Raw genomic sequence first — 20,870 nt, forward strand, 5'->3', positions numbered from 1 at the left:
GTAAATTTGAGAATATGAATGACGAAGCAAAAAGAAAACAGCTCAGAAAATATAAAGCATTTGCCACAGGATTATTTGTCCTGATGGCTATTATTTTCATCGTTACCACTATTGCACAGAAGTCTAACCCTTCTCATTGGATTGGCTATGTACGGGCTTTTGCCGAAGCCGCGATGGTAGGTGCGTTGGCTGACTGGTTTGCTGTAACCGCATTATTCCGCCATCCTCTCGGACTTCCGATACCTCATACCAACCTGATTGAAAACAGTAAACAGAGATTGGGAGACAATCTGGGCAGTTTTGTGGTGGGTAACTTTCTTTCTCCTCAGAATATACGGCCTTATATTCAAAAGCTTAAAGTTTCGAACTTTGTCGGAGAATGGCTGGGTAAAGAAAAGAGCCAGGAGATTTTGATTAAAAATCTTTCAGATATTGTTCTTGATATTCTTAATAAACTTGATGATTCTACCGTGAGCCAATTTATCAGCAAAAAGGTTTCTGAAATGACGGATGATATTAAGCTTAATAAAGTCGTAGGAAACGGAATTGGCTATATTCTGGAAAAAAATGACCACCAGAGAATCATCACCAACCTTTCCAAACAGATCAAAGAATACATCATTGAAAACGACGAAATGATCAAAGATCGTGTAAAAAAAGGCAGTTACACGTTCATTCCATCTTTTGTAGATAATAAGATTGCAGATAAAATTGCAGACGGACTTGCTGATTTTTTCAAAGAAGTAGAAGAAGATCCCCAGCATGGAGTAAGAGGGCTGATCACTCAGAAAATCCATGAATTCGCTGTTGATCTGAAAGAAGATCCGAAGTGGGATAGCGAGTTTAAAACCATCAAAAACGGACTTCTCCGAAATGATAAACTTGATGAATATTCTAATGACATCTGGGTTTCTATCAAAAAAACACTCATGAAAGAACTGCAGGAAGAGCATTCCGCATTGAAAAGCTATCTTTCTAAAAATCTGAATGAGTTTGCACAAAACTTAAAGACCGATGAAAGTCTTCAGAACAAAATTGACCACTGGGTTCGGGTAACGGCTTATAAATACATTCTTAAAAACACCCACCAGTTCGGGAACCTCATCAGTACTACCGTTGGGAATTGGCAGGGAAAAGAACTTAGCGAAAAACTGGAACTGGAAGTAGGAAAAGATCTCCAGTTTATCCGGGTAAACGGAACGCTGGTTGGAGGTCTGGTCGGACTGATCATCTACACCATATCCCATTTCTTTCTCTGAAAAAACTACAACTAATGATACCCAACCATGAAAAAACTTTTTACCGTATTCTTTTTCTTATCCCTCACATTTTTTCTCTGCCAAAAAGTTGAATTGAAGAAAGTAACAGATTCTTCGCAGGTTTTCAAAGGAGAAATCGCAGGAGTTCCTATTACCATGCAGCTTCATTTCGCAGGAATTGCAGATTGCAGTCTCTACCAGTATTTTGTAGATGGATGGTATTATTACGATAAATATCAGAAGAAAATTCCGCTAACGGGGGTTTATGATTATGGTAAACTCTCATTGTATAACTTTGGTGCTAAGCAGAAAATAAATTCCAAAATATTTAAAGAAAAGATCACGTCACCACAAACGGTAGAAAAAACAAATGAAACAGCACAGTTATTGACTCCCAAAGAATATATTACCTTTAATCAGCAAGAAGCTAAAGAAAATACAATTCAGGGAAGTATTTATCTGGATAAAAAAACTCACTCTGCCAGACTTTTTACGGGTAATGATATGATTTACCGCTACAACAATTATCTGATTTTACCCAATAATAAAAAGATCAATACATTCGACTTCATCAATCAATATGGAGGAAATGAGCTGGTCTCCTATACATCGGGAGAAAATAAGAACCGGGTTTTGCTGTATTTTGAACATTCCTCGAATCTTAATGCGTGTGGAAGATGTGGGGCTAGTGAAGGTGAAAAAGGATACCGGGTTCTTTACTTTACAAAAGACTGGAATTATAAAAACTATGAGGAATTCCTGACAGAAAGTTGTCTGGAGAACATTGATGATGTTACCAAAACGAAATCCAAAGACAAGCAAACAATACGATATAAAATAGGTAAATCTGACACTACTCCTGCCCATACCCTTACCGTAGACCTTAAGAATGCATCAGTGGTAAAGTCAAAATAAAAAAGAGAGCTATCTCAACTCTCTTTATATTTTTATCTCGGTAATCTGCTTGCTCTTTTCAGAAGCTCCTGGTTGATCTCGTTGATCAGTTGTGGCCCTTCATAAATAAATCCTGTATAAAGCTGGATCAAACTTGCGCCCGCATCTAATTTCTCTATAGCATCTTTCGCAGAATGTATTCCTCCTACTCCAATGATTGGGAAAGCTCTGTTGCTTTTATCGGAAATATATTTGATCATTTTTGTACTTCTTTCACGAATAGGCTTTCCGCTTAGTCCGCCATTTCCTATTTGTTCCAAAACTTCCGGAGAAGTCTTCAACCCCTCTCTGTTGACAGAGGTATTGGAAACTACGATACCATCGATTTTTGTTTCTGCAATCAAATCAACAATTTCGTCCAGTTGATTGTTATTAAGATCCGGAGCAATTTTCAGTAATATAGGCTTCTGTACAGATTTTGACTGATTGATCTTCTTCACTTCTGTAATCAGCTCTCTCAGATATTCTACATCTTCAAGTTTGGCGTGGCTTCCTACATTCGGGCAGCTTACATTCAGTACAAAGTAGTCTACATGAGGATGAAGACCTTCAAAACAGTCAAGATAGTCCTGGGTATAATTTTCAGGGCTTGTATCTGTATTTTTTCCGATGTTTCCACCGATAATGATCTTTCCTTTGTTGGATTTCAGTTTTTCAATAGCCGCTTCAAGACCGTCATTGTTGAACCCCATTCTGTTGATAATTCCCCCGTCTTCTATTAAACGGAACAGTCTTTTTTTAGGATTTCCTGCTTGGGCTCTAGGGGTTACGGTTCCAATTTCTACAAATCCAAAACCAAGATCACCCAATTCATTGAACAAAACTGCATTTTTATCAAAACCGGCAGCCAGTCCTACAGGGTTTTTAAATTTCAATCCGAAAAATTCTCTTTCAAGACGTTTATCTTCAATAGGTTTAGGGAAAAATAATTGGGTAAGAAATCCAAAATTCTTAAGCATCGAAAAAGTAAAGTGATGAACTTCTTCGGGATCAAATTTGAAAAGAATTGGACGAATGAGCGATTTGTACATTGAAAAAAAGTTTTACAAAATTACTCATTTTAAAATTAATCTTTGGCTATCCTGTGATATTTTATCAAAATGTCTTTTATATATAGAATCTAAAAGATACCAATCTCTAATAGGATAGGATATTTAGAAAAACACACCTTGCCAAAGTTTAAAATCTTGACAAGGTGTGCTAAGATTCTTTTTATTTAAATTAAGAATACGGACTCAAATCGAAATTTAAGATATTCCCTACCCTTTTGAACTCTTCGTTTACTGTAGCATTCAGTGTTATTTTTTCGTTGGTAATGGGATGATTAAAGACCAATTGATGGGCGTGAAGCATCAGTTTGCTCATGTCAAAAGTTTCCAGCCACAGTTTATTTTGTTTATTACAGCCATAAGGACGACATCCCAAAATAGGGTGTAAGATATATTTAAAATGCTTTCTAAGCTGATGCATTCTGCCCGTTTCCGGAATGGCTTCTACCAGACAGTACCGCGAAGTCTGATGTTTTCCAAAAGCTAAATCTATTTCCGAAGTCTGCAAACGGTGATAATAAGTAATAGCATTTTGCTGGGTTCCATCCTCATTGATTAAATCATAATCAATTGTTTCTTCTTCTTTTGCCCAACCCCTAAGAATGACTAAGTATTTTTTTTCAACTTGCCGTGTCGCAAATCGATCGTTCATTACTCTCAATGTATCTTTATCTAAAGTAAACAGCAAAACACCCGAAGTTTTCCGGTCTAAACGATGCGCAGGATAAACATACTGCCCGATCTGATCTCTTAATTCCTGAATAGCATAGGTATCGGCTTCTCCTGCATAATAAGATTTATGAACCAATAATCCACTGGGTTTATTAATGGCAATAAGATGTTCGTCGCGATAAAGAATTTCTAACATGGGGCAAAAGTAGAAATTTTCAACCGATTTAGCCCTGATTGAGCGGTATGTTTGAGCTCTTTTCTGGTATTTTGCGGCGGCTTCGCCGCCGCAAAATACCAGAAAAAGCGAGCAGCGAAAGCAGGTTCCCGGCTCCTTAATAGAATGATCATTAAACCTCAAATAAAATCTCTATATTGGTATAAGGTTTTACCGTAATTTTTTAAAAAAATGACAGATTATTTTGGCTTTTTTGTAAAATTGATTGTGATCGCTGTTGTTATAACGATCGCTACAATTCTTTTTGTCCCATTAAAAAAATACAGAATAGCAAAGATATTACTGTTTATTATTGCCGGTATTTTATTTATCATTGGTGCAGGAGGATGCTTTTTGATGACCATCTCTAATGTAGGATCTTACAGGTATTAATATTTTCCCAATAAAAAACATTATTTTTGCACATCAGACGTAAAAATTATGGCAAAGCAAGAAGATGTTTTCAAGAAAGTGATTTCTCACGCTAAAGAATATGGTTTTATTTTCCCATCGAGTGAGATCTATGATGGTTTATCCGCTGTTTATGATTATGGACAGAACGGGGCCGAACTTAAAAATAATATCAAACAATACTGGTGGAAAGCTATGGTACAGCTTAACGAGAATATTGTGGGTATTGATTCGGCGATCCTTATGCACCCAACAACATGGAAGGCATCAGGCCACGTAGACGCTTTCAACGATCCATTGATTGACAATAAAGATTCTAAGAAACGTTTCAGAGCAGACGTTTTGGTGGAAGACTACTGTGCTAAAATTGAAGATAAAGAGAATAAAGAAATCGAAAAAGCTGCGAAAAGATTCGGGGAGGCTTTCGATAAAGATCAGTTTGTTGCAACGAATCCAAAAATTTTGGAATACAGAGCAAAAAGAGAAGCTATTCTTTCAAGACTGGCAAAATCTCTGGAAAATGAAGATCTTGCTGATGTAAAAGCATTGATTGAAGAGCTTGAAATTGCAGATCCTGATACAGGTTCTAGAAACTGGACAGAAGTAAGACAATTCAACCTGATGTTCGGAACAAAACTGGGTGCTTCTGCAGACTCCGCAATGGATCTTTATTTAAGACCTGAAACAGCACAAGGTATCTTTGTGAACTTCCTGAATGTACAGAAAACTTCACGTCATAAACTTCCTTTTGGTATCGCACAGATCGGTAAGGCATTCAGAAATGAGATTGTTGCAAGACAGTTTATCTTTAGAATGCGTGAATTCGAACAGATGGAAATGCAGTTCTTCGTAGCTCCGGGAACGGAACTGGAATTCTACGAGAAGTGGAAGCAAAAGCGTCTGAACTGGCACTTGGCTCTAGGTTTAGGAAACGACAACTACAGATTCCATGACCATGAGAAATTGGCTCACTATGCGAATGCTGCTGCTGATATTGAGTTTAACTTCCCATTCGGATTTAAGGAATTGGAAGGTATTCACTCAAGAACGGATTTCGATTTAAAAGCGCATGAAGAATTCTCTGGAAGAAAGCTTCAGTTCTTCGATCCTGAAAGAAATGAAAACTATGTTCCTTATGTAGTGGAAACTTCAGTAGGTTTAGACCGATTATTCCTTTCCATTTTCTCACATTGTCTAAGAGATGAAGTATTGGAAGATGGTTCTGAGAGAACTGTTTTATCTTTACCTCCAGCAATTGCTCCAATCAAAGCAGCCATTCTTCCATTGATGAAAAAAGATGGTTTGGCAGAGTATGCAGAAACAATCTTCAACGATCTGAAATATGATTTCAACCTATTCTACGAAGAAAAAGATGCGATTGGAAAACGTTACAGAAGACAGGATGCCATCGGTACTCCTTACTGTATCACTGTAGACCACGATTCTCTTGTAGATCATACAGTAACCATCAGAGACAGAGACACGATGCAGCAGGAAAGAGTTCCTGTTTCAGAGTTGAGAAGAATCATTGATGAGAAAACCAACTTCAGAAATTTACTTTCTAAATTATAATTTAAAAGCCCTGTTCGCAGGGCTTTTTTATTTTTATCAACATATGGGTTAATTTATTATTTTTATCCCTCAAATTTTAACCATGAAAAAAATAACACTCATAATGTTTGGAGTGATCCAGACATTGGCATTTGCCCAAACCCAGGATTTGACGACACTAGCTGCTGGGGATCATGTGGGAATGAATGCTCTATTCGATGATAAAGACAATCTTTACGGTTACGTTTCTCTATATTCTTACGGAAAATCCGGTGATAAGACCAAAAAATTTGAATACGTTGTATTAGACAAAAACCTCAACCCTGTTGCCAACAAAGAGTTTGAAGGAGATATCACCGCAGCATCGTATGTAGGATATGTTGATTTTAAAGGTCAGATTATCTTAAAACCCTCCATGATGGATTATTCTCTGGTAAAAAGCAGAGAAATATTTACTCCGGTTTCTATGGTAATTGATCCAAAAACCAACTCTATTACCAGAAAAATATATTATGACTATCTGGAAAATGGGACTTTCAAAGAGATCAATGAACCTAAGAGTTGGAAAGAACAGCGCAAGGAAAACCGTGATGAGAAAAAAGACAAAGGTTACAACTATGTTTCTGCTGTAGGAGAACTGAAAGAAGGGGGTTATTTTGCTGTTGAATACAAAGACTATGGAAAGTATGAGAACAGCAACAGCCTTATAAAGTTTGATCCAAACAAAAAGGAAGTCTGGAGATACAAATACAATACAGACGGAAGCAAGAAAATTTATACCACCTTATCTGTTCTGGAAAGAGACGAAAACTATATGTACTGCATCATGAAAAAAGTCAATGAGAAGCAGAAAACATTCAGTCTCCTGGTTCTTGATATGAAAACAGGAAAAGAAACTTCCAATAAGCCCGTTACCGGATTATCGGATGACACCATGGATAATATTGAGTCCTTCTACTCTAATTACAGAAAGATTGATAATGATAAAACCTTTGATGATAAAGTAGTTCTATTGGGAAGAAACTATGATGATTCTGAATCTGTAGGATTTGCTAGAATGATGGTCAATAAATCTAATTTTTCAGTAGATACGAAAGCGATTAATTATGAACCTAATATTTCTGCCTTTCTTCCAAAACTCAATAAAAATGGGATGGTGGAAAGCGGCTATATGCTTCAGACTAAGGACATGTATTTTATGAATGACGGAAGTGTAGGGATTCTATCTGAAAAATATAAACCGGCAGGCCAATATTCGGCTCCTAAAACAACTGACCTTGTGTATATCTACACCGATAAAGATTTCAAAGTAAAAAATGTTCAGGTTTTTGAAAAAGAAAAATCAAAATGGGTAAACAGTGATTATCTGTTCTCACAATACCTCAACGGAGGAAAAGATGTGGTATTTTTCTATCGTGACTATCAGAAAGATGAAGTGACGAAGCAAAAAAGATGGAATTTATTCATCAATACCATTATTGACGGGAAATTCAAACAGGAAATTGTTCCTATTTCTGAAAAAGACAATTATACAGTAACACCTTACGTAGGAAAAGAAGGCTATATCCTGCTTCGTGAGTATAATGAGAAAGAAAAGTTCAATAAGATCCGTTTAGAGAAATTAAATTACTAATACAAAAAAGAACCCTGATGAAAATTCAGGGTTTTTTTCTTGTATGTTTTGGCTAAAGGCCAGTGGATTTTTTATTATTTTAAAACAAGCTAAAGCTCGTTCCTATTGATCTCTTACTTATTATCAATTTACTTTTGCTAATGTCTCATTCGTCTGATAAAAGTCTGCAATATTCTTTATTTCATCCAAACTCAGGTTCCACATAAAATTCAGGAACTGCTGATAACTTTCACTTTGATTTTTGGATTCTATCCTATCCAGATATCGGTTTAGGTTGTAGTTTTTTCTCGCTTCATATATTTTGGAAAAACATCTTCCTAGCCAGCTTTTATAATATTTTTCCTCCTCTTCATCCTGTAAAAACTGCATGGCGGTATAAATTCCCAGTCCATAGTCTTCTGAGTGGAAATAATTGGGTAAAATCTCCATTCTTGCTGCTTTCTTTAATGTGATAAACAGATCTGAGGGTTTATCCGGAGCAACAGGTGTTTTAAGTTCTGCAAATGTTTTTTTAAGCATCTCAATTCTTCTGGACACTTCAGGATGAGAAGCTAGAGAATCTTTATTTAGCTTTTCTTTGTAGAAATTATAATTGTACAGTGAAAAATCCTCCTTCTTCATCCATTTTTCATTGAAAACCTGCTTGGGAAGGTTAAAAAGTTTTTTATACGTTTCTACTTTCAATTCTCTTGGTGAAATCGTATCAAAATCCTGCAGCCTCTGAAGAGCATTCACAAATTCTGCTTTCTTAAAATCGCTGTTTTTAAAAATAACATAGCCCAAAGAATCTGCCTGCATTTCACTCTGTCTCCTTTCTACGCTTTTTTTATAGACTCTATTTTTTACAATATCAAAAGCTTTCTGATTCTGGCTCTGACTTTGGCTCGTTGTGGTGGATTTTATATTCTCAACCAGTACTTTATCAAGCTTGTCCTGTTCTATAATTTTTAAAAAGGTTTTCAGGGAATGCTCTTCCATTTTATGTCCCAGCTCATGAGAAATCACGGCAGCAATCTGTTCCTCATTGTTGAGCCAGCTGTAAAGCCCCATATTGATTACAAAAGTGCCGTCAGCAAGACAATAAGCATTGGGAGTATTGTCTTTTGCAATCAGAATTTTCAGATCCTGAGGAATTTTAGGATTATTCTTTTTAAGACGTTGAATCATAGAGTATATACTGGTTTCAAATTCAGATTTAAAGATAAAATCCTTATTTTTCACCTGCTTTTCAAAGTCAGTTCCAAATTCTTTGTAAATTTTGGAGAGTTGAGAACCTGTTTTCCCTGAATACTGGGACCTTAATTTCTTTACAGTCGCTTCATTATTCGCTTCAAAATTATTTAAAAATGCTTTTCGCTGTATGTAATCTGCAGTATCTATGGGCTTATAAATCTGTGACATTCCCATAATAGAAAATAGGAAGCAGCCCAATACAATTAGTTTTCTGGTCATAGTTTTCATCAATAAGAACAAAAATAACGTATTTGATGATTCATTTTAATTTTTATAACCAAATTATTCTAAATTTGTTAGAGACACATTCATGAAAAAATGAGAATACTAAAGTATATGATAGGCGGAGCCATAGCAGGTGCTGCAGCAGCTTATTTTCTGGGATATGATTATTTATTTAGTGGTATCTCCAAAACCTATCTTAAAGGAAAATCAAGCGCCTATATTGATGACGGAAATCTTTTCCCGAGCAACCCTATTGCTACAGAAGAACCCAGGCTGTGGGAAGAAGATCCTGATTATAATAAAAAAGAACTACCGAAACATTTAGTTGAAAATTTAGAACACTCTAAAACAGCATCTTTTGTAGTGATACGGAATGGGAAAATTCTTCATGAGCAATATTGGGACGGGTACAACCAACTGTCACAAACCAATTCTTTTTCTATGGCAAAGGCAGTCACTGTCATGCTTTTGGGAAAAGCACTGGAAGAAGGTATTATTCCCTCTATTGATGAAAAGTTCTCTGATATTTATTCTGAATTTAAAAATAAGCCATTAGGAAACCAGGTTACCCTTAAAAACTTAGCTCAAATGGAAGCCGGATTGGACTGGAATGAAAATTACAACAATCCTTTTTTTCCTAATGCCAAAGCCTATTACGGAAAGAGCCTTGTAAAAGCCGTATTCCCAAGAAATTTTAAAGAAGAACCAGGAACCCGATTTGAATATCAAAGCGGCTCTACACAGCTTCTTGGTTTTGCCCTTAGAAAAGCAATCGATAAGCCATTGGCCAGGTATTTATCAGAAAAATTTTGGGTTCCTTTGGGAATGGAGCAAAATGCAAAATGGAGTACAGACGATTATGGAATGGAAAAAACCTACTGCTGTATTCATTCCAATGCAAGAGATTTTGCTAAACTGGGACAATTATTTCTGGATGATGGAAAAGTTGAGGATCAGCAAATTCTCAACCTTGACTTTATTGAACAGATGAGAACTCCTACAGAAAAATCTGAAAACATTTATGGAATGGGACTTTGGATCAATCATGATAATCCCATCAAACATTATTATTTCCTAGGATTGCAGGGACAATATATTATTATGGTTCCTGAGCACAATATGGTGATTGTAAAAACCGGAAGCTATTCCAACAACCCTAAAAATGATAGAGGAAGACCCGACCAGGTTAGATTCTTTGTGAATGAAATTGTATCTTTATTCCCATAGAAATGATGGGAAAATACAGCTCAAAAATAGATGCTTATATTGAAAAATCACAGGATTTTGCCAAACCGATATTGCATTATATCCGTGAAATCGTGCATGAGTTCTGTCCGGAAGCTGAAGAAACCATGAAATGGAGTTTTCCCCATTTTATCTACAAAGGGAAAAATCTCTGTGCCATGGCTTCTTTTAAACAGCACTGTACATTTGGGTTCTGGCTGGAAAAAGAAATGAAAACCATGCAGGAAATCACTCAGGATATTGAAAAAAACTCAATGTTCAGCTTAGGAAAAATCACCAGTATGGAAGACCTTCCATCTAAACCTCAGCTTAAAAGTGCCATTACAGAAGCCATGGAGCTTACAGATATGGGGGTTACCATGAAAAAAGCGGCTCCTTCCAAAACGGAAATGGAAGTTCCGGATTATTTTCAATCAGCTTTAGATGCTCAACCAAAAGCTCTGGAAGTTTTTGAAAAAGCTTCACCATCATTCAGAAAAGAATACATCTCCTGGATTGTTGATGCTAAAACAGAGGTGACCAGAAATAAGAGAATGGAACAGGCTCTGGAATGGATCTCTGAAGGTAAAGGCCGCAACTGGAAGTATGAGAGAAAATAAAAACACATATGCAATGAAGAAAAAAATTATTCACTTTTTCTTCCTTATTATTTCAATTTTTACATTTGCTCAAAAATTTGATTTTGAAGGGCAATATAGGTATGCCCGAATGCTTTCATCCAAAAATCCGGACAGCTCGGAAATCATTCTGAATAAGATCATTGATTCTGCGCAGAGAAGAAATCTACCGGAATTTCTTGCAAAGGCATATTATTTAAAGTCTTTCAACAGCTATTTGAAATCTGATGCCGAGAAAAGTCTTGATTTTGCAGACAAAGCGCTTAAAGTATCTATCCAAAGTGACTACAGCATCGGGAAAGCACTAGCGTACAGAATGCAGGGAACTCAATATGCAAAGCTTGGGCTGCTTAAGGAGTCTTCGAAAAGTCTTCGAAATGCCTTGGCAGAAGTAAAAAACAATAATACGGAAGAAGGACATGAGCTGAAAGGTATGATCTTTAATTCTTTTCTGATCCTTCTCAATAAGAACCAGTATAAAGAGAAAGAGTACTATTCTACAGGTGCCATTCAGGAATTTAAGAAACTTAAAAATGTAACCAGACGAAATGAATTGCTGATTTCAGCTTATACCAATATGGGGTATAATTTATCTGAAGTAAAAAAATTCAAGGAAGCCAAATATTATTTCGCAAACGCTCTTTCATTGGTAGGAGAAAGCAATTATTATCTCCGGGCCAATATTCTTAATGATATAGGGTTTTCGTTTTCAAAACAGAATAAACCGGACAGTGCTGTACTTTATTATCAGAAATCCCTGGCGATTGTAGACCAATATGGTTTCAATGAAAAAAAGATTGAGGTTACCAAACATCTTGAAGAAGCCTATGCCTTGCTTCACGATGACTCCAATACCGAGAAATATAAAATTGAAAATCTTACATTAAAAGACAGCATTGCTTACAATAAAGCCATGGCCGTCAACAAAACATTATCCAAAAAAGAGGAGAGTTTTCATCAACAGCTTAATGAAAGCCACAGCACTTCAAAAGGGCTTATTATAGCATGTCTTGCACTGATTTTTGTTTTAGGAGCTGCAATTTTCAATACCATCCGTCTCCGCAAAAAGCATAAAGAAGCTGTTGCTAAAATCTACAGAGAAGGGATTTCTCCCGTTGTTTATGAAGAAGACCCACAGGAAGCTTCTGAAGATATTCAAACAAAAAACACCTCTACTCCGATTGAAATAAAAATTTCGCCTGAAGTAGAGGAAAACATACTAAATGGATTAAAAATTTTTGAAGAAAACCTTGAGTTTAACAACAAAAACATTTCTCGTTATAATCTTGCAAACACGTTGAATATCAACACAAAATACCTTTCAACGGTTATTAAGAGATATAAAAAATTCAATTTTAACCAATACATTAATCATCTGAGGATCAATTATATTGTCAATCAGTTGAAAAATGAGCCACAATACAGAAAGTACAAGATTAATCACCTTGCTGAAATCACAGGATATTCATCTCACAGTGCTTTTTCTCTTGAATTCAAGAAGATTACAGGACTGCATCCGTCTGCTTTTATTAAAACTCTGGATGAAATCTCCTGACTATTGTTCTGCTATGGTCAGGTTATTATAACCTCCCGTATTGTTGAGCGAAAAATTCGCAACATTTGAGTTATTTAAATTAAACCAGATATAAGGCATCAGCCTCTGCCCTGCCGTCATGTAGAATGAAGCGGTGCAGTTACTTCCTGCATCAATATTTCCTACACTGTTTGAGGACATGGTATTGGCACATTTTACAGTATTGACAATATTGGTGGCAGCCAACCCTGTGGTATTATCATAAAGCTGCCAGATCGCTTCTATCTGAATAGGATTTAAAGAATCAGCAGTATAATTAATGGCTAACGGAGCCAGATCTGTGGTGAAAGTAGCAACATAAATTCCATTTCTGGGGGCTGTAAAAATACCTGTCCCCGCATTAAAAGTCGTCCCTGAGTTACTTTCAAAGGTCTTGCTCCAGTCTACAAGATAATTACTGGCTCTGTTCTGCAAACCATTTGTTACAGTAGGTATAGAGGGAGTTGCCAGCTTTACGTTATTCGTCGTTTTGGCTGCAATAACAATCACCTTATTGCTGGCGGGTTGTGCTGTAAGCAAAGGAAGCCACTCGCTTCCGTTGGAATATTCCACACCGCTGTTATAGCGTACTGCCCCCTCATCTGCCGCAACCGCTGTGAGTGTAGAAGTTCCAAAACCAATGGCTCCGTTTCCGGAATTTCTGGCATCTACTTTTACCGCCGGGCTCAAAGTCCCTGCACCTATTTTTCCCGCAGTGCTCACAAGCACATCATTGGCCTGCTGAGCCGGAGTAAATGTCGATCCTGACGAAGGATTATCTTTTTGCCCATCAATATGCAGAATTCCTTGTGGATTTGGAGTATTGATTCCAACCTGTGAAAATGCATATTGGAAGCTTAAGGTCATTAAAATCAGTAAACAATTCTTTTTCATCATCTATTTTTTATAATCCGAAAATACTTAAAGAAGTAAGCGTAGAATCTGTATCCAGTGTTTTTGAACTTCCCAGTTTTTGATTCAGGCTTATGGTAATATTATCTCCCTGGTTCAGGTTAAAAATTCCGGAACAGTTCCCTGCGACACGGTTCCCAATCGTATTGTTTCCGGGATAACTTCCTACACATTTGAAAACCTTACCTGTTGCCGAAGATGTAGAATTGGTTTGAATCAGCGTTTCATACCTTGAATCATCCGCAATGCTTCCCGAAGCCAGTGAAAAGGTAAAGGATACGATGTATACACCCGTTTTTGAAGCGGTAAAAATTCCTGTCCCTGCATTAAAGCTGCTATTTACATCTGTTTTTTTAGTCCAGTCTATAACGGCAGTCTGTATCCCGTCACTGAAACTTTGTGTAGAAGCATTTTCTGCATCCACAAAATCATTGGGAGCCTTATGAGCCAGTGCTACCCAAGCCGTTCCGTTAGAATAGCTCAGATCCTGAGTTCCGGAATTATACCTCATCGCTCCGGCCTTTGCTGCAGAAGCAGATTGTGAAGTACCTCCAATTCCTATTGCATTTAAACGTTCTCCTGATCTGAGATCCAGTCTTGTTTTGGGAGATTTTGTTCCTATCCCTACATTTCCGGAAGGGGTAATAACTACATCATCATAATAAGTGGAGGGTATTGAAATACTCGTATTCTTCTGTCCGTCAATGTGTAGCGCTCCTTCCGGAGAAGACATATTGATTCCTACCTGAGCATTCATCCATAAGCCACAGCAAATGAGTACAGCCAGTCCTAATTTTTTTCTCATATCAAAATGTGTTATTGTTCTAAAATAGAAAGATTTACAAAGCCATATTCATTACTTGCAGAAGATGTATCTGTTCTCAAACTCAGGCTGCCATTATAAACAGACTGATAGATATAGGGCTGAAGGGTATCTCCTTTATTCAGCTGAACTCCGGCAACGCAAGAGCCTGCTACCTGTGCCTGTTTTGAAATATTTGAGTAAGATTTTACGCATTTTTTTACGGTACTATTTCCATTTACAACATATCTCGCTTCTGAAAAATAGCCTGAAACTATAGGAATTCTTACAAAATCATATGTAAAAGAAACAAGATACACTCCGGTTCTTGGGGCTGTAAAAACGCCTGTTCCGGGAGTAAAGTTTCCTGTGGGGTCGGAAACTTCCGTCCACCCTGCAATACCTGTAGAAACCTGATAGGGAATTTTAACGGCAAAGTTCGCTGCCTGAAGATTGGCTACTACTACCGCTTTGGTAGGGGAAGAAATAAGGTCCTGCCATACAACACCATCTGAATACTGTATCTTACCTCCATTCAGCGGGTTATATCTTACAGCGCCTCCACCTGCCGCTGAGGCGGTCTGACTGGTCTCTCCTATTCCGATTGAGTTGTCTGTATTTGTTACGGAACGAGTATCTATCTTAACGGCTGGTGTTAAAGTTCCAATTCCTATTTCTCCGGCAGAGGTGATGGCAACGTCATTGGCTATCTGAGTAGAGGATGGAACTCCGGATGAGGGATTATCTTTTGCCCCATCCACATGGAAAGTGGTTTGAGGGTTTGAGGTATTAATACCTACTTGAGCTTTTGAGTAGCTTATGGTAAAGCATAAGGGAATAAGGATTCCCTTCATCAAAATACTTAGATTTTTCATGTAATTTGTGGTTTTTAAATCGTGTCCAATTCTTGCCAAAGATAAATGTAAAAGCACATCTCATACAATAGCACCATTTAAACCAAAAACACATAAATCACTGAAAACAAACAAAATAACACTTTGTTTTACATTGTCAAAATACGGAATTTTACTACTTAAAATAAAACCCGTATGCTATTTTATTGAAAATTTTTAAAGAATTTTTGTTTTTTGAAGAAAAAGGTTGGATATCATCAATAAGTTCATGGTATGATCTCTTATCTCCCGACTTCAAAACATTCCCAGTTTCGAGCTCTTCAATAACGAGATAATAATTATTGGTGTTAGTAGAATTAAATGTTGAAATATAAATGACAACATTTCCTTTCTGCAATCCTAAAGCTGTTGTATCTGCATCCCAATAATCGACAAATTCATACCCGGAAAAGTCTTCCTGGGAAAGTTTGTGTACTAAATTATTGATCTCAATAGTTTTATTTTCCATTCAATAAGAAATAAGGAGGTGAAAAATAAGGAGAATTTTTGAATTAAAATAACTTCTAATGAAATCTAAAGTTCGCTTCCGGCAAGGTATTCTTTTTCAGGAAGGCTTCATATTCGGGAGACAGTTTTGCTCGTCCAAAAGTATTTTCTCCACTCATGCTTCCAAGACGGACTTTATCCTTTCCGAATTTTCTGTTCATGGCATCCATCGCCTTCATCACAGGAAGATGCTGGTTTTGTATATCTTCTTCAAAAAGACCAATCTGTCTCTGATCTTCAGGAACAAAATCATTCACCATAACCCCAGCTCTTTTATAATGAAATCCTTCTCTATAAACGGCTTCAAAAAGCTCATCGACCACTCTTCCGATCAAGATGGATGAATTGGTAGGATTAGAAAGAATCCGGGTCATTGCATTTTTGTATTCGGGCAGGTCTTTTCTGAATCGGTTGGTCTGCACAAAAACGGTAATCATTTTACAACAGGTATTCTGCTTTCTCAATCTTTCTGAGCAATACATTCCAAAAGTTTCCACCCTTTCTCTTACTTCCCCTTTCTTAGTAAGCATCTGCATAAAGCTTCGGGTAACCGCGATGGATTTTTTAGGAGAAGGAGAATCCAGTTCAAGCTGGCGGATTCCTTTCAGCTCATTGATCATCCTTACTCCATGAATTCCCATAATTTTTCTGACCCACATTTCGGGTTTCTGAAGAAGATCCCAGGCCTTATAGACGCCATTGTCATTCATTTTTACAGCAAGCCTTCTTCCTATTCCCCATACATCTCCTATATTGAGCCATTTTAATGCCTTTTCAATTTTTTCGGGAGTGTCTAAGATATAAACTCCCTTAAAGTTATCAGGAAAATCCTTTACAATTCTGTTCGCCACTTTGCATAAGGTCTTGGTAGGCGCAATTCCTATACTCACGGGAATCTCTTCCTTATGAAGAATCTCTTCTCTGATTTTTAGGCAGTATTCATGCATATCAATATATTTAAAGCCTGTTAAATCAAGAAAAAGCTCATCAATACTGTACACTTCATGATCGATAACGTAGGATTTGGCTATATTGATGACCTGTTGGCTTTTATAATTATACAGTTCAAATTTAGCAGAAAAGCTCTTCACATCATGTTTCTGAAAAAGCTCTTTGTACTTGAATGCCGGAGCTGCCATAGGAATCCCCAGGTCTTTTGCTTCTTTACTTCGGGATACAACACAACCATCGTTGTTGGAAAGAACCACGACGGGCTTGCCCTCAAGCGCAGGATCTAAAGTCCTTTCACAGGAAACAAAAAAGTTGTTACAATCTACCAGAGCGTACATGACAAGTGTATAAGAAATATCTATACAAAATTATAGCTTTTAAAGAATAAAATAATCTTTTAGACTATAATTAACATCATATTTAACAATCTGAAAAACAAATGAATAAAATTTTAAACACGACACGTTTTGTCGCATTAGTACTTTAATTTTGTTTTCAAAAACATTATTATTTAATAGCTATCCTGCAGATTAAATCATTTTTAACCGCTCTTCTTCAAGGTCAATCTGATAAAGCTGATGACGGATAATCTCTTCATTCACGGATATGTCTTTATTGAGTTCTGAAAGAAATTGTCTCTGGCTTTCTAACATCTCAAAAAAGACCTCTTTCGTCTTTTCATTCATCCATTCTGTACCATCGGACTGTATTTTTTCTTCCCAATGTTTCAGCATTCGCTCTATTCCAGCATGGCTGCTCAGTTCGCTTTCATGCTTATTTTTAAGAAAATGATAAACATGCTGCTTCAGTTTTTGTTTTATTTCTTCTCTTGCCTGTTTGTCTTTCTCTTCATCTGTAAAATCATCAAATACATGTCCATATCTGATAATGTATGGCAGCGTAAGTCCCTGCACCAGTAATGTAAGTAAGATCACAACAAAAGTAATGAACAGAATAAGGTTTCTGTTAGGAAAAGGAAGTCCGTTTTCAAGGGTGATCGGAATTGCCAATGCGGCAGCTAATGAAACAACACCTCTCATCCCCGTCCATCCAAGGATAAGCGGCATCAGCAAACGCCTCCTCGCAGAAGATGCACGCGGTGCTACACTTGGCCGAAAAATCAAAGTAGCCAGCATGGCAGCGTATGCACTTATTATTCTGGCGGCAATGAGAATAACTGTCACCAAAACTCCATACTGGATGGCAATTCTCAGAGGAACTCCCTCTGACCGCAATCCGCCAACAATTTCGGGAAGCTCAAGCCCAATAATTAAAAATACGATCCCATTCAGAATAAATACAAAGCTTTCCCATACACTGTAGCCTCTTATACGACTGCTGCTGTTTAAAAATATCATTCTTTTGGCAGACATATACAAACCTCCACAAACGACCGCTAAAACTCCGGAACAATGAAACTGCTCTGCCACCCAATACATGAGATAAGGTTCAATAAGAGTCAATGCAATATCTGATGAAGGTTCTGTAGGAAGACGCTTGTGAGCTTGTACAAAAATCCAGGCGAGCAGCAAGCCAATTCCAGCACCCCCGATAATCATCCAAAAAAAGTCTAAAGAAGCTTCCTGCCATACAAATTGTCCGGTTCCTACAGCAATCAAAGCAAAACGGAATATAATAAGTGAAGAGGCATCATTCAATAAACTTTCTCCTTCCAGAATAGCGGATGTAGTGGTTGGTATTTTTACAAATTTCATAATAGCTCCCGTACTTACCGCATCAGGAGGAGATACTATTCCTCCCAGCAAGAACCCTAAAGCAATCGTAAATCCTGGAATAAAATAATTAGCGGCTACCGCCACTGCCAGCGCTGTAAAAAAAACGACCAGAAAGGCAAAGCTTCCAATAATACGCCACCATCTTTTCATTTCTTTAAAGGAAATAGACCATGCTGCTTCAAATAGTAAAGGAGGTAAAAAAATAAAAAATATAAGATCCGGATTGATCTTTACAACAGGCAAACCAGGTATAAAAGAAACGAAAAGTCCGAATACAACAAGTAAAATCGGATAAGCAATTTTTAATCTGGTAGCCCACATGTTTAGCAGCACGATAGCTGCTACCATAGCCAGTAAAAAAGGTAAGATGGTATGCATTTGATATTGTGTTTTTTGTCCATCATATTTACTACTTCTATTTGATTTTTAAAAATTTAAAAGCAATTTTTTTCTTGTTTTTTATGCTTGTAGATTAATTTGATGCCATCAATCTATTTTCATATTCCCTTTTTATCTCAGATTGAATATTGTGAAATTTTAAACAAATTTTAAATAAAACACGTCAAGTTTCGTCGCTTCCGTTCTATACTTTTGTATCATAACAATAAGAAATATGGACAAAGTAACCTTAGAACGAATTCAGAAACTTCACCCGTTGGTAAGAGATGAAGTGAAGCAGATTATAAAGGAATGTGATGAAGCACTCACCGGAAGAGCGAAGATACGAATCACTCAAGGGTTAAGATCTTTTGAAGAACAGGAAAAGCTTTATGCGATCGGAAGAATTACATCAGGAAAAAAGGTGACCAATGCTAAAGCGGGACAGAGTATTCACAATTACGGCCTTGCTGTAGATATTTGTCTGATGATAGACGGAAAAACCGCTAGTTGGGATACCGTAAAAGACTGGGATAATGACAAAGTTGCGGATTGGTACGAGTGTGTAAAGATTTTTGCCCGCCATGGCTGGGATTGGGGTGGAAACTGGAAAACTTTCAAGGATCTTCCTCACTTCGAAAAGAAAACCATTCCTTCTAAAAAAGGTCTCGTAAAAACCAGCTGGAGAACGCTTTTGAAGATGCCCAGAGACAAGCAGAATTATGTTGTTTTTTAGTGATTATTTATTTGAAAATAATTAAAACACGACACCTTCTGTCGCTTCCCCAGCCTACCTTTGCTTTATAAGAAAACAACGAAAAAAGCAATGAAATTTAAGAATGGAACCTTACTATTTTTCTGACAAATCAATGGGTTCTGTAAATTTAAGATTGCATGTGTCCTTTTAACAAACCATTAAAAATATCACATGAAAAAGACAACTATTCTTTCTTTGGACGGAGGTGGAATAAGGGGAATCATCACCTGCATTATTCTGCGTTACATAGAGGAGCAGCTCCAGTATTATGATAAACCGACTGCCAAGCTCGGAGATTATTTTGATCTGGTAGCAGGCAGCAGCACCGGAGGTCTGATTGCTTCTATTATTCTATCTCCTGATGAAACCCGAAAAGCAAAATATTCTATTCAGAAAGGATTGGAATTATATGCTGAAAAGGGCGGCGACATCTTCCAGGTTTCTTTTTGGGAAAAGCTGGTCAATCCATTCGGATTATTGAATGAAAGAATTTCTCAGGAAGCTCTTGAAAAAAATTTAAATGATTTTTTTGGAAATTTAGAATTAAAAGAATTAATAAAACCATGTTTGATAACAAGTTACGACATAGAAAACAGAAGGGCAAAACTTTTCAACTCATGGAAAGCCAACCTCAGCACAGACAACTTCTATGTAAAGGATATCTGCAGGGCAACTTCGGCGGCTCCCACCTATTTCAGCCCTGTTCAGATCAAATCGATGTATGGACAGATTTTCAGTCTGATTGATGGGGGAATGTTTGCTAATAATCCGTCGCTTTGTGCGTATGCGGAAGCAAGAAAAATTCCTTTTGCAGAAGTGTTGAAAAATCATCAGAAAGCCAATCATCCGAGTGTAAACGATATGATCATTGTTTCTATCGGAACAGGAATTGAAGCCAGACCTTATCCTTTTAAAAAACTGGAAAAATCTGGAAAAATAGGCTGGGTAAACCCAATTATTGACATTCTGATGTCTGCGAATGCCGAAACAGTAGATTATCAGCTGGAGCAAATGTTTCAGACTTTAGGTCTCAGAAATCAAAAGAACTATTACCGCCTGAATCCTTCACTGAAAAACGCCTCTCCGGCAATGGATAATGTAAGAAGGTCTAATATTGAAAATCTTATACAAGCCGGATTAAGCTATATTGATGATCACAGAGAAACATTGAATCAGATTGTTCAAAAACTCATCAAAAATAAAATATAATCTTTTAACCTTATAACAGGTCAATATAAGCTCTAAAGATTATATTAAAAATTTAGAAAATCTTTTTTTAACACGTCAAGTTTTGTCGT

19 protein-coding genes are annotated in these 20,870 nt (G+C 37.0%); 10 read left to right on the plus strand and 9 right to left on the minus strand.

The window, feature by feature from the left end:
- Nucleotides 1-14: 14 nt before the first annotated feature.
- Together LF886_RS00075 and LF886_RS00080 are read left to right on the plus strand one after the other, a co-directional pair.
- Complete coding sequence (locus tag LF886_RS00075) at nt 15-1,259, plus strand: DUF445 domain-containing protein (protein ID WP_236852104.1); 1,245 nt, start codon at nt 15-17, stop codon at nt 1,257-1,259.
- A 93-nt stretch (nt 1,260-1,352) separates the two neighbouring features.
- Nucleotides 1,353-2,174: a hypothetical protein gene (locus LF886_RS00080; RefSeq protein WP_236852105.1), complete on the plus strand. Its 822-nt coding sequence runs from the start codon at nt 1,353-1,355 to the stop codon at nt 2,172-2,174.
- Nucleotides 2,175-2,206: 32 nt separating this feature from the next.
- Here LF886_RS00080 and LF886_RS00085 read toward each other — a convergent pair whose 3' ends face one another.
- Both LF886_RS00085 and LF886_RS00090 read right to left on the minus strand, forming a co-directional pair.
- Nucleotides 2,207-3,244 carry a quinone-dependent dihydroorotate dehydrogenase gene (locus tag LF886_RS00085; protein ID WP_236852106.1) on the minus strand — a complete coding sequence of 346 codons (1,038 nt, stop codon included), beginning with the start codon at nt 3,242-3,244 and terminating at the stop codon, nt 2,207-2,209.
- A 190-nt stretch (nt 3,245-3,434) separates the two neighbouring features.
- Nucleotides 3,435-4,130, minus strand: a complete 696-nt coding sequence (locus LF886_RS00090) for a pseudouridine synthase (RefSeq protein ID WP_236852107.1) — start codon at nt 4,128-4,130, stop codon at nt 3,435-3,437.
- 210 nt (nt 4,131-4,340) lie between these two features.
- Between LF886_RS00090 and LF886_RS00095 the strand changes: the two genes are divergently transcribed.
- From LF886_RS00095 to LF886_RS00105, 3 genes are all read left to right on the plus strand, one after another.
- On the plus strand, nt 4,341-4,541 hold the full coding sequence (locus LF886_RS00095; RefSeq protein WP_236852108.1) for a hypothetical protein: 201 nt from the start codon (nt 4,341-4,343) through the stop codon (nt 4,539-4,541).
- 48 nt (nt 4,542-4,589) lie between these two features.
- Nucleotides 4,590-6,131 carry a glycine--tRNA ligase gene (locus tag LF886_RS00100; RefSeq protein WP_103231135.1) on the plus strand — a complete coding sequence of 514 codons (1,542 nt, stop codon included), beginning with the start codon at nt 4,590-4,592 and terminating at the stop codon, nt 6,129-6,131.
- Between the two features lie 82 nt (nt 6,132-6,213).
- Nucleotides 6,214-7,743: a hypothetical protein gene (locus LF886_RS00105; RefSeq protein ID WP_236852109.1), complete on the plus strand. Its 1,530-nt coding sequence runs from the start codon at nt 6,214-6,216 to the stop codon at nt 7,741-7,743.
- Nucleotides 7,744-7,866: 123 nt separating this feature from the next.
- On the opposite strand, the gene LF886_RS00110 is transcribed toward LF886_RS00105, so the two are convergent.
- Nucleotides 7,867-9,195, minus strand: a complete 1,329-nt coding sequence (locus LF886_RS00110; RefSeq protein WP_236852110.1) for a M48 family metalloprotease — start codon at nt 9,193-9,195, stop codon at nt 7,867-7,869.
- Between the two features lie 99 nt (nt 9,196-9,294).
- On the opposite strand from LF886_RS00110, the gene LF886_RS00115 reads away from it, so the two are divergent.
- From LF886_RS00115 to LF886_RS00125, 3 genes are read left to right on the plus strand one after another with little or no spacing between them, the layout of a single operon-like run.
- Nucleotides 9,295-10,428, plus strand: a complete 1,134-nt coding sequence (locus tag LF886_RS00115) for a serine hydrolase domain-containing protein (RefSeq protein ID WP_236852111.1) — start codon at nt 9,295-9,297, stop codon at nt 10,426-10,428.
- Nucleotides 10,429-10,430: 2 nt separating this feature from the next.
- A complete protein-coding gene (locus tag LF886_RS00120) occupies nt 10,431-11,045 on the plus strand; it encodes a YdeI/OmpD-associated family protein (RefSeq protein ID WP_236852112.1) in 615 nt (204 codons plus the stop codon).
- Between the two features lie 13 nt (nt 11,046-11,058).
- Complete coding sequence (locus tag LF886_RS00125) at nt 11,059-12,618, plus strand: AraC family transcriptional regulator (RefSeq protein WP_236852113.1); 1,560 nt, start codon at nt 11,059-11,061, stop codon at nt 12,616-12,618.
- Here LF886_RS00125 and LF886_RS00130 read toward each other — a convergent pair whose 3' ends face one another.
- The 6 genes from LF886_RS00130 to LF886_RS00155 all read right to left on the minus strand — a co-directional run bounded on the left by LF886_RS00130 (nt 12,619) and on the right by LF886_RS00155 (nt 18,815).
- Entirely contained in the window at nt 12,619-13,530 is a 912-nt protein-coding gene (locus tag LF886_RS00130) for a hypothetical protein (RefSeq protein ID WP_236852114.1), read from the minus strand.
- A gap of 10 nt (nt 13,531-13,540) precedes the next feature.
- Nucleotides 13,541-14,353: a hypothetical protein gene (locus LF886_RS00135; protein ID WP_236852115.1), complete on the minus strand. Its 813-nt coding sequence runs from the start codon at nt 14,351-14,353 to the stop codon at nt 13,541-13,543.
- An 11-nt stretch (nt 14,354-14,364) separates the two neighbouring features.
- Complete coding sequence (locus LF886_RS00140; protein WP_236852116.1) at nt 14,365-15,225, minus strand: complement C1q domain-containing protein; 861 nt, start codon at nt 15,223-15,225, stop codon at nt 14,365-14,367.
- 154 nt (nt 15,226-15,379) lie between these two features.
- Nucleotides 15,380-15,712 (minus strand): hypothetical protein, encoded by a 333-nt coding sequence (locus LF886_RS00145; protein WP_236852117.1) that lies wholly within the window; start codon nt 15,710-15,712, stop codon nt 15,380-15,382.
- A gap of 55 nt (nt 15,713-15,767) precedes the next feature.
- Nucleotides 15,768-17,039 (minus strand): Y-family DNA polymerase, encoded by a 1,272-nt coding sequence (locus tag LF886_RS00150; RefSeq protein ID WP_236852118.1) that lies wholly within the window; start codon nt 17,037-17,039, stop codon nt 15,768-15,770.
- Between the two features lie 192 nt (nt 17,040-17,231).
- Entirely contained in the window at nt 17,232-18,815 is a 1,584-nt protein-coding gene (locus LF886_RS00155) for a Na+/H+ antiporter (protein ID WP_236852119.1), read from the minus strand.
- A 235-nt stretch (nt 18,816-19,050) separates the two neighbouring features.
- On the opposite strand from LF886_RS00155, the gene LF886_RS00160 reads away from it, so the two are divergent.
- Both LF886_RS00160 and LF886_RS00165 read left to right on the plus strand, forming a co-directional pair.
- Complete coding sequence (locus tag LF886_RS00160; protein ID WP_236852120.1) at nt 19,051-19,551, plus strand: M15 family metallopeptidase; 501 nt, start codon at nt 19,051-19,053, stop codon at nt 19,549-19,551.
- Between the two features lie 192 nt (nt 19,552-19,743).
- Complete coding sequence (locus LF886_RS00165) at nt 19,744-20,781, plus strand: patatin-like phospholipase family protein (RefSeq protein ID WP_236852121.1); 1,038 nt, start codon at nt 19,744-19,746, stop codon at nt 20,779-20,781.
- The last annotated feature ends 89 nt before the right edge of the window (nt 20,782-20,870 follow it).

The sequence above is a fragment of the Chryseobacterium sp. MEBOG07 genome, from assembly GCF_021869745.1.
GTDB classification, from domain to species: domain Bacteria; phylum Bacteroidota; class Bacteroidia; order Flavobacteriales; family Weeksellaceae; genus Chryseobacterium; species Chryseobacterium viscerum.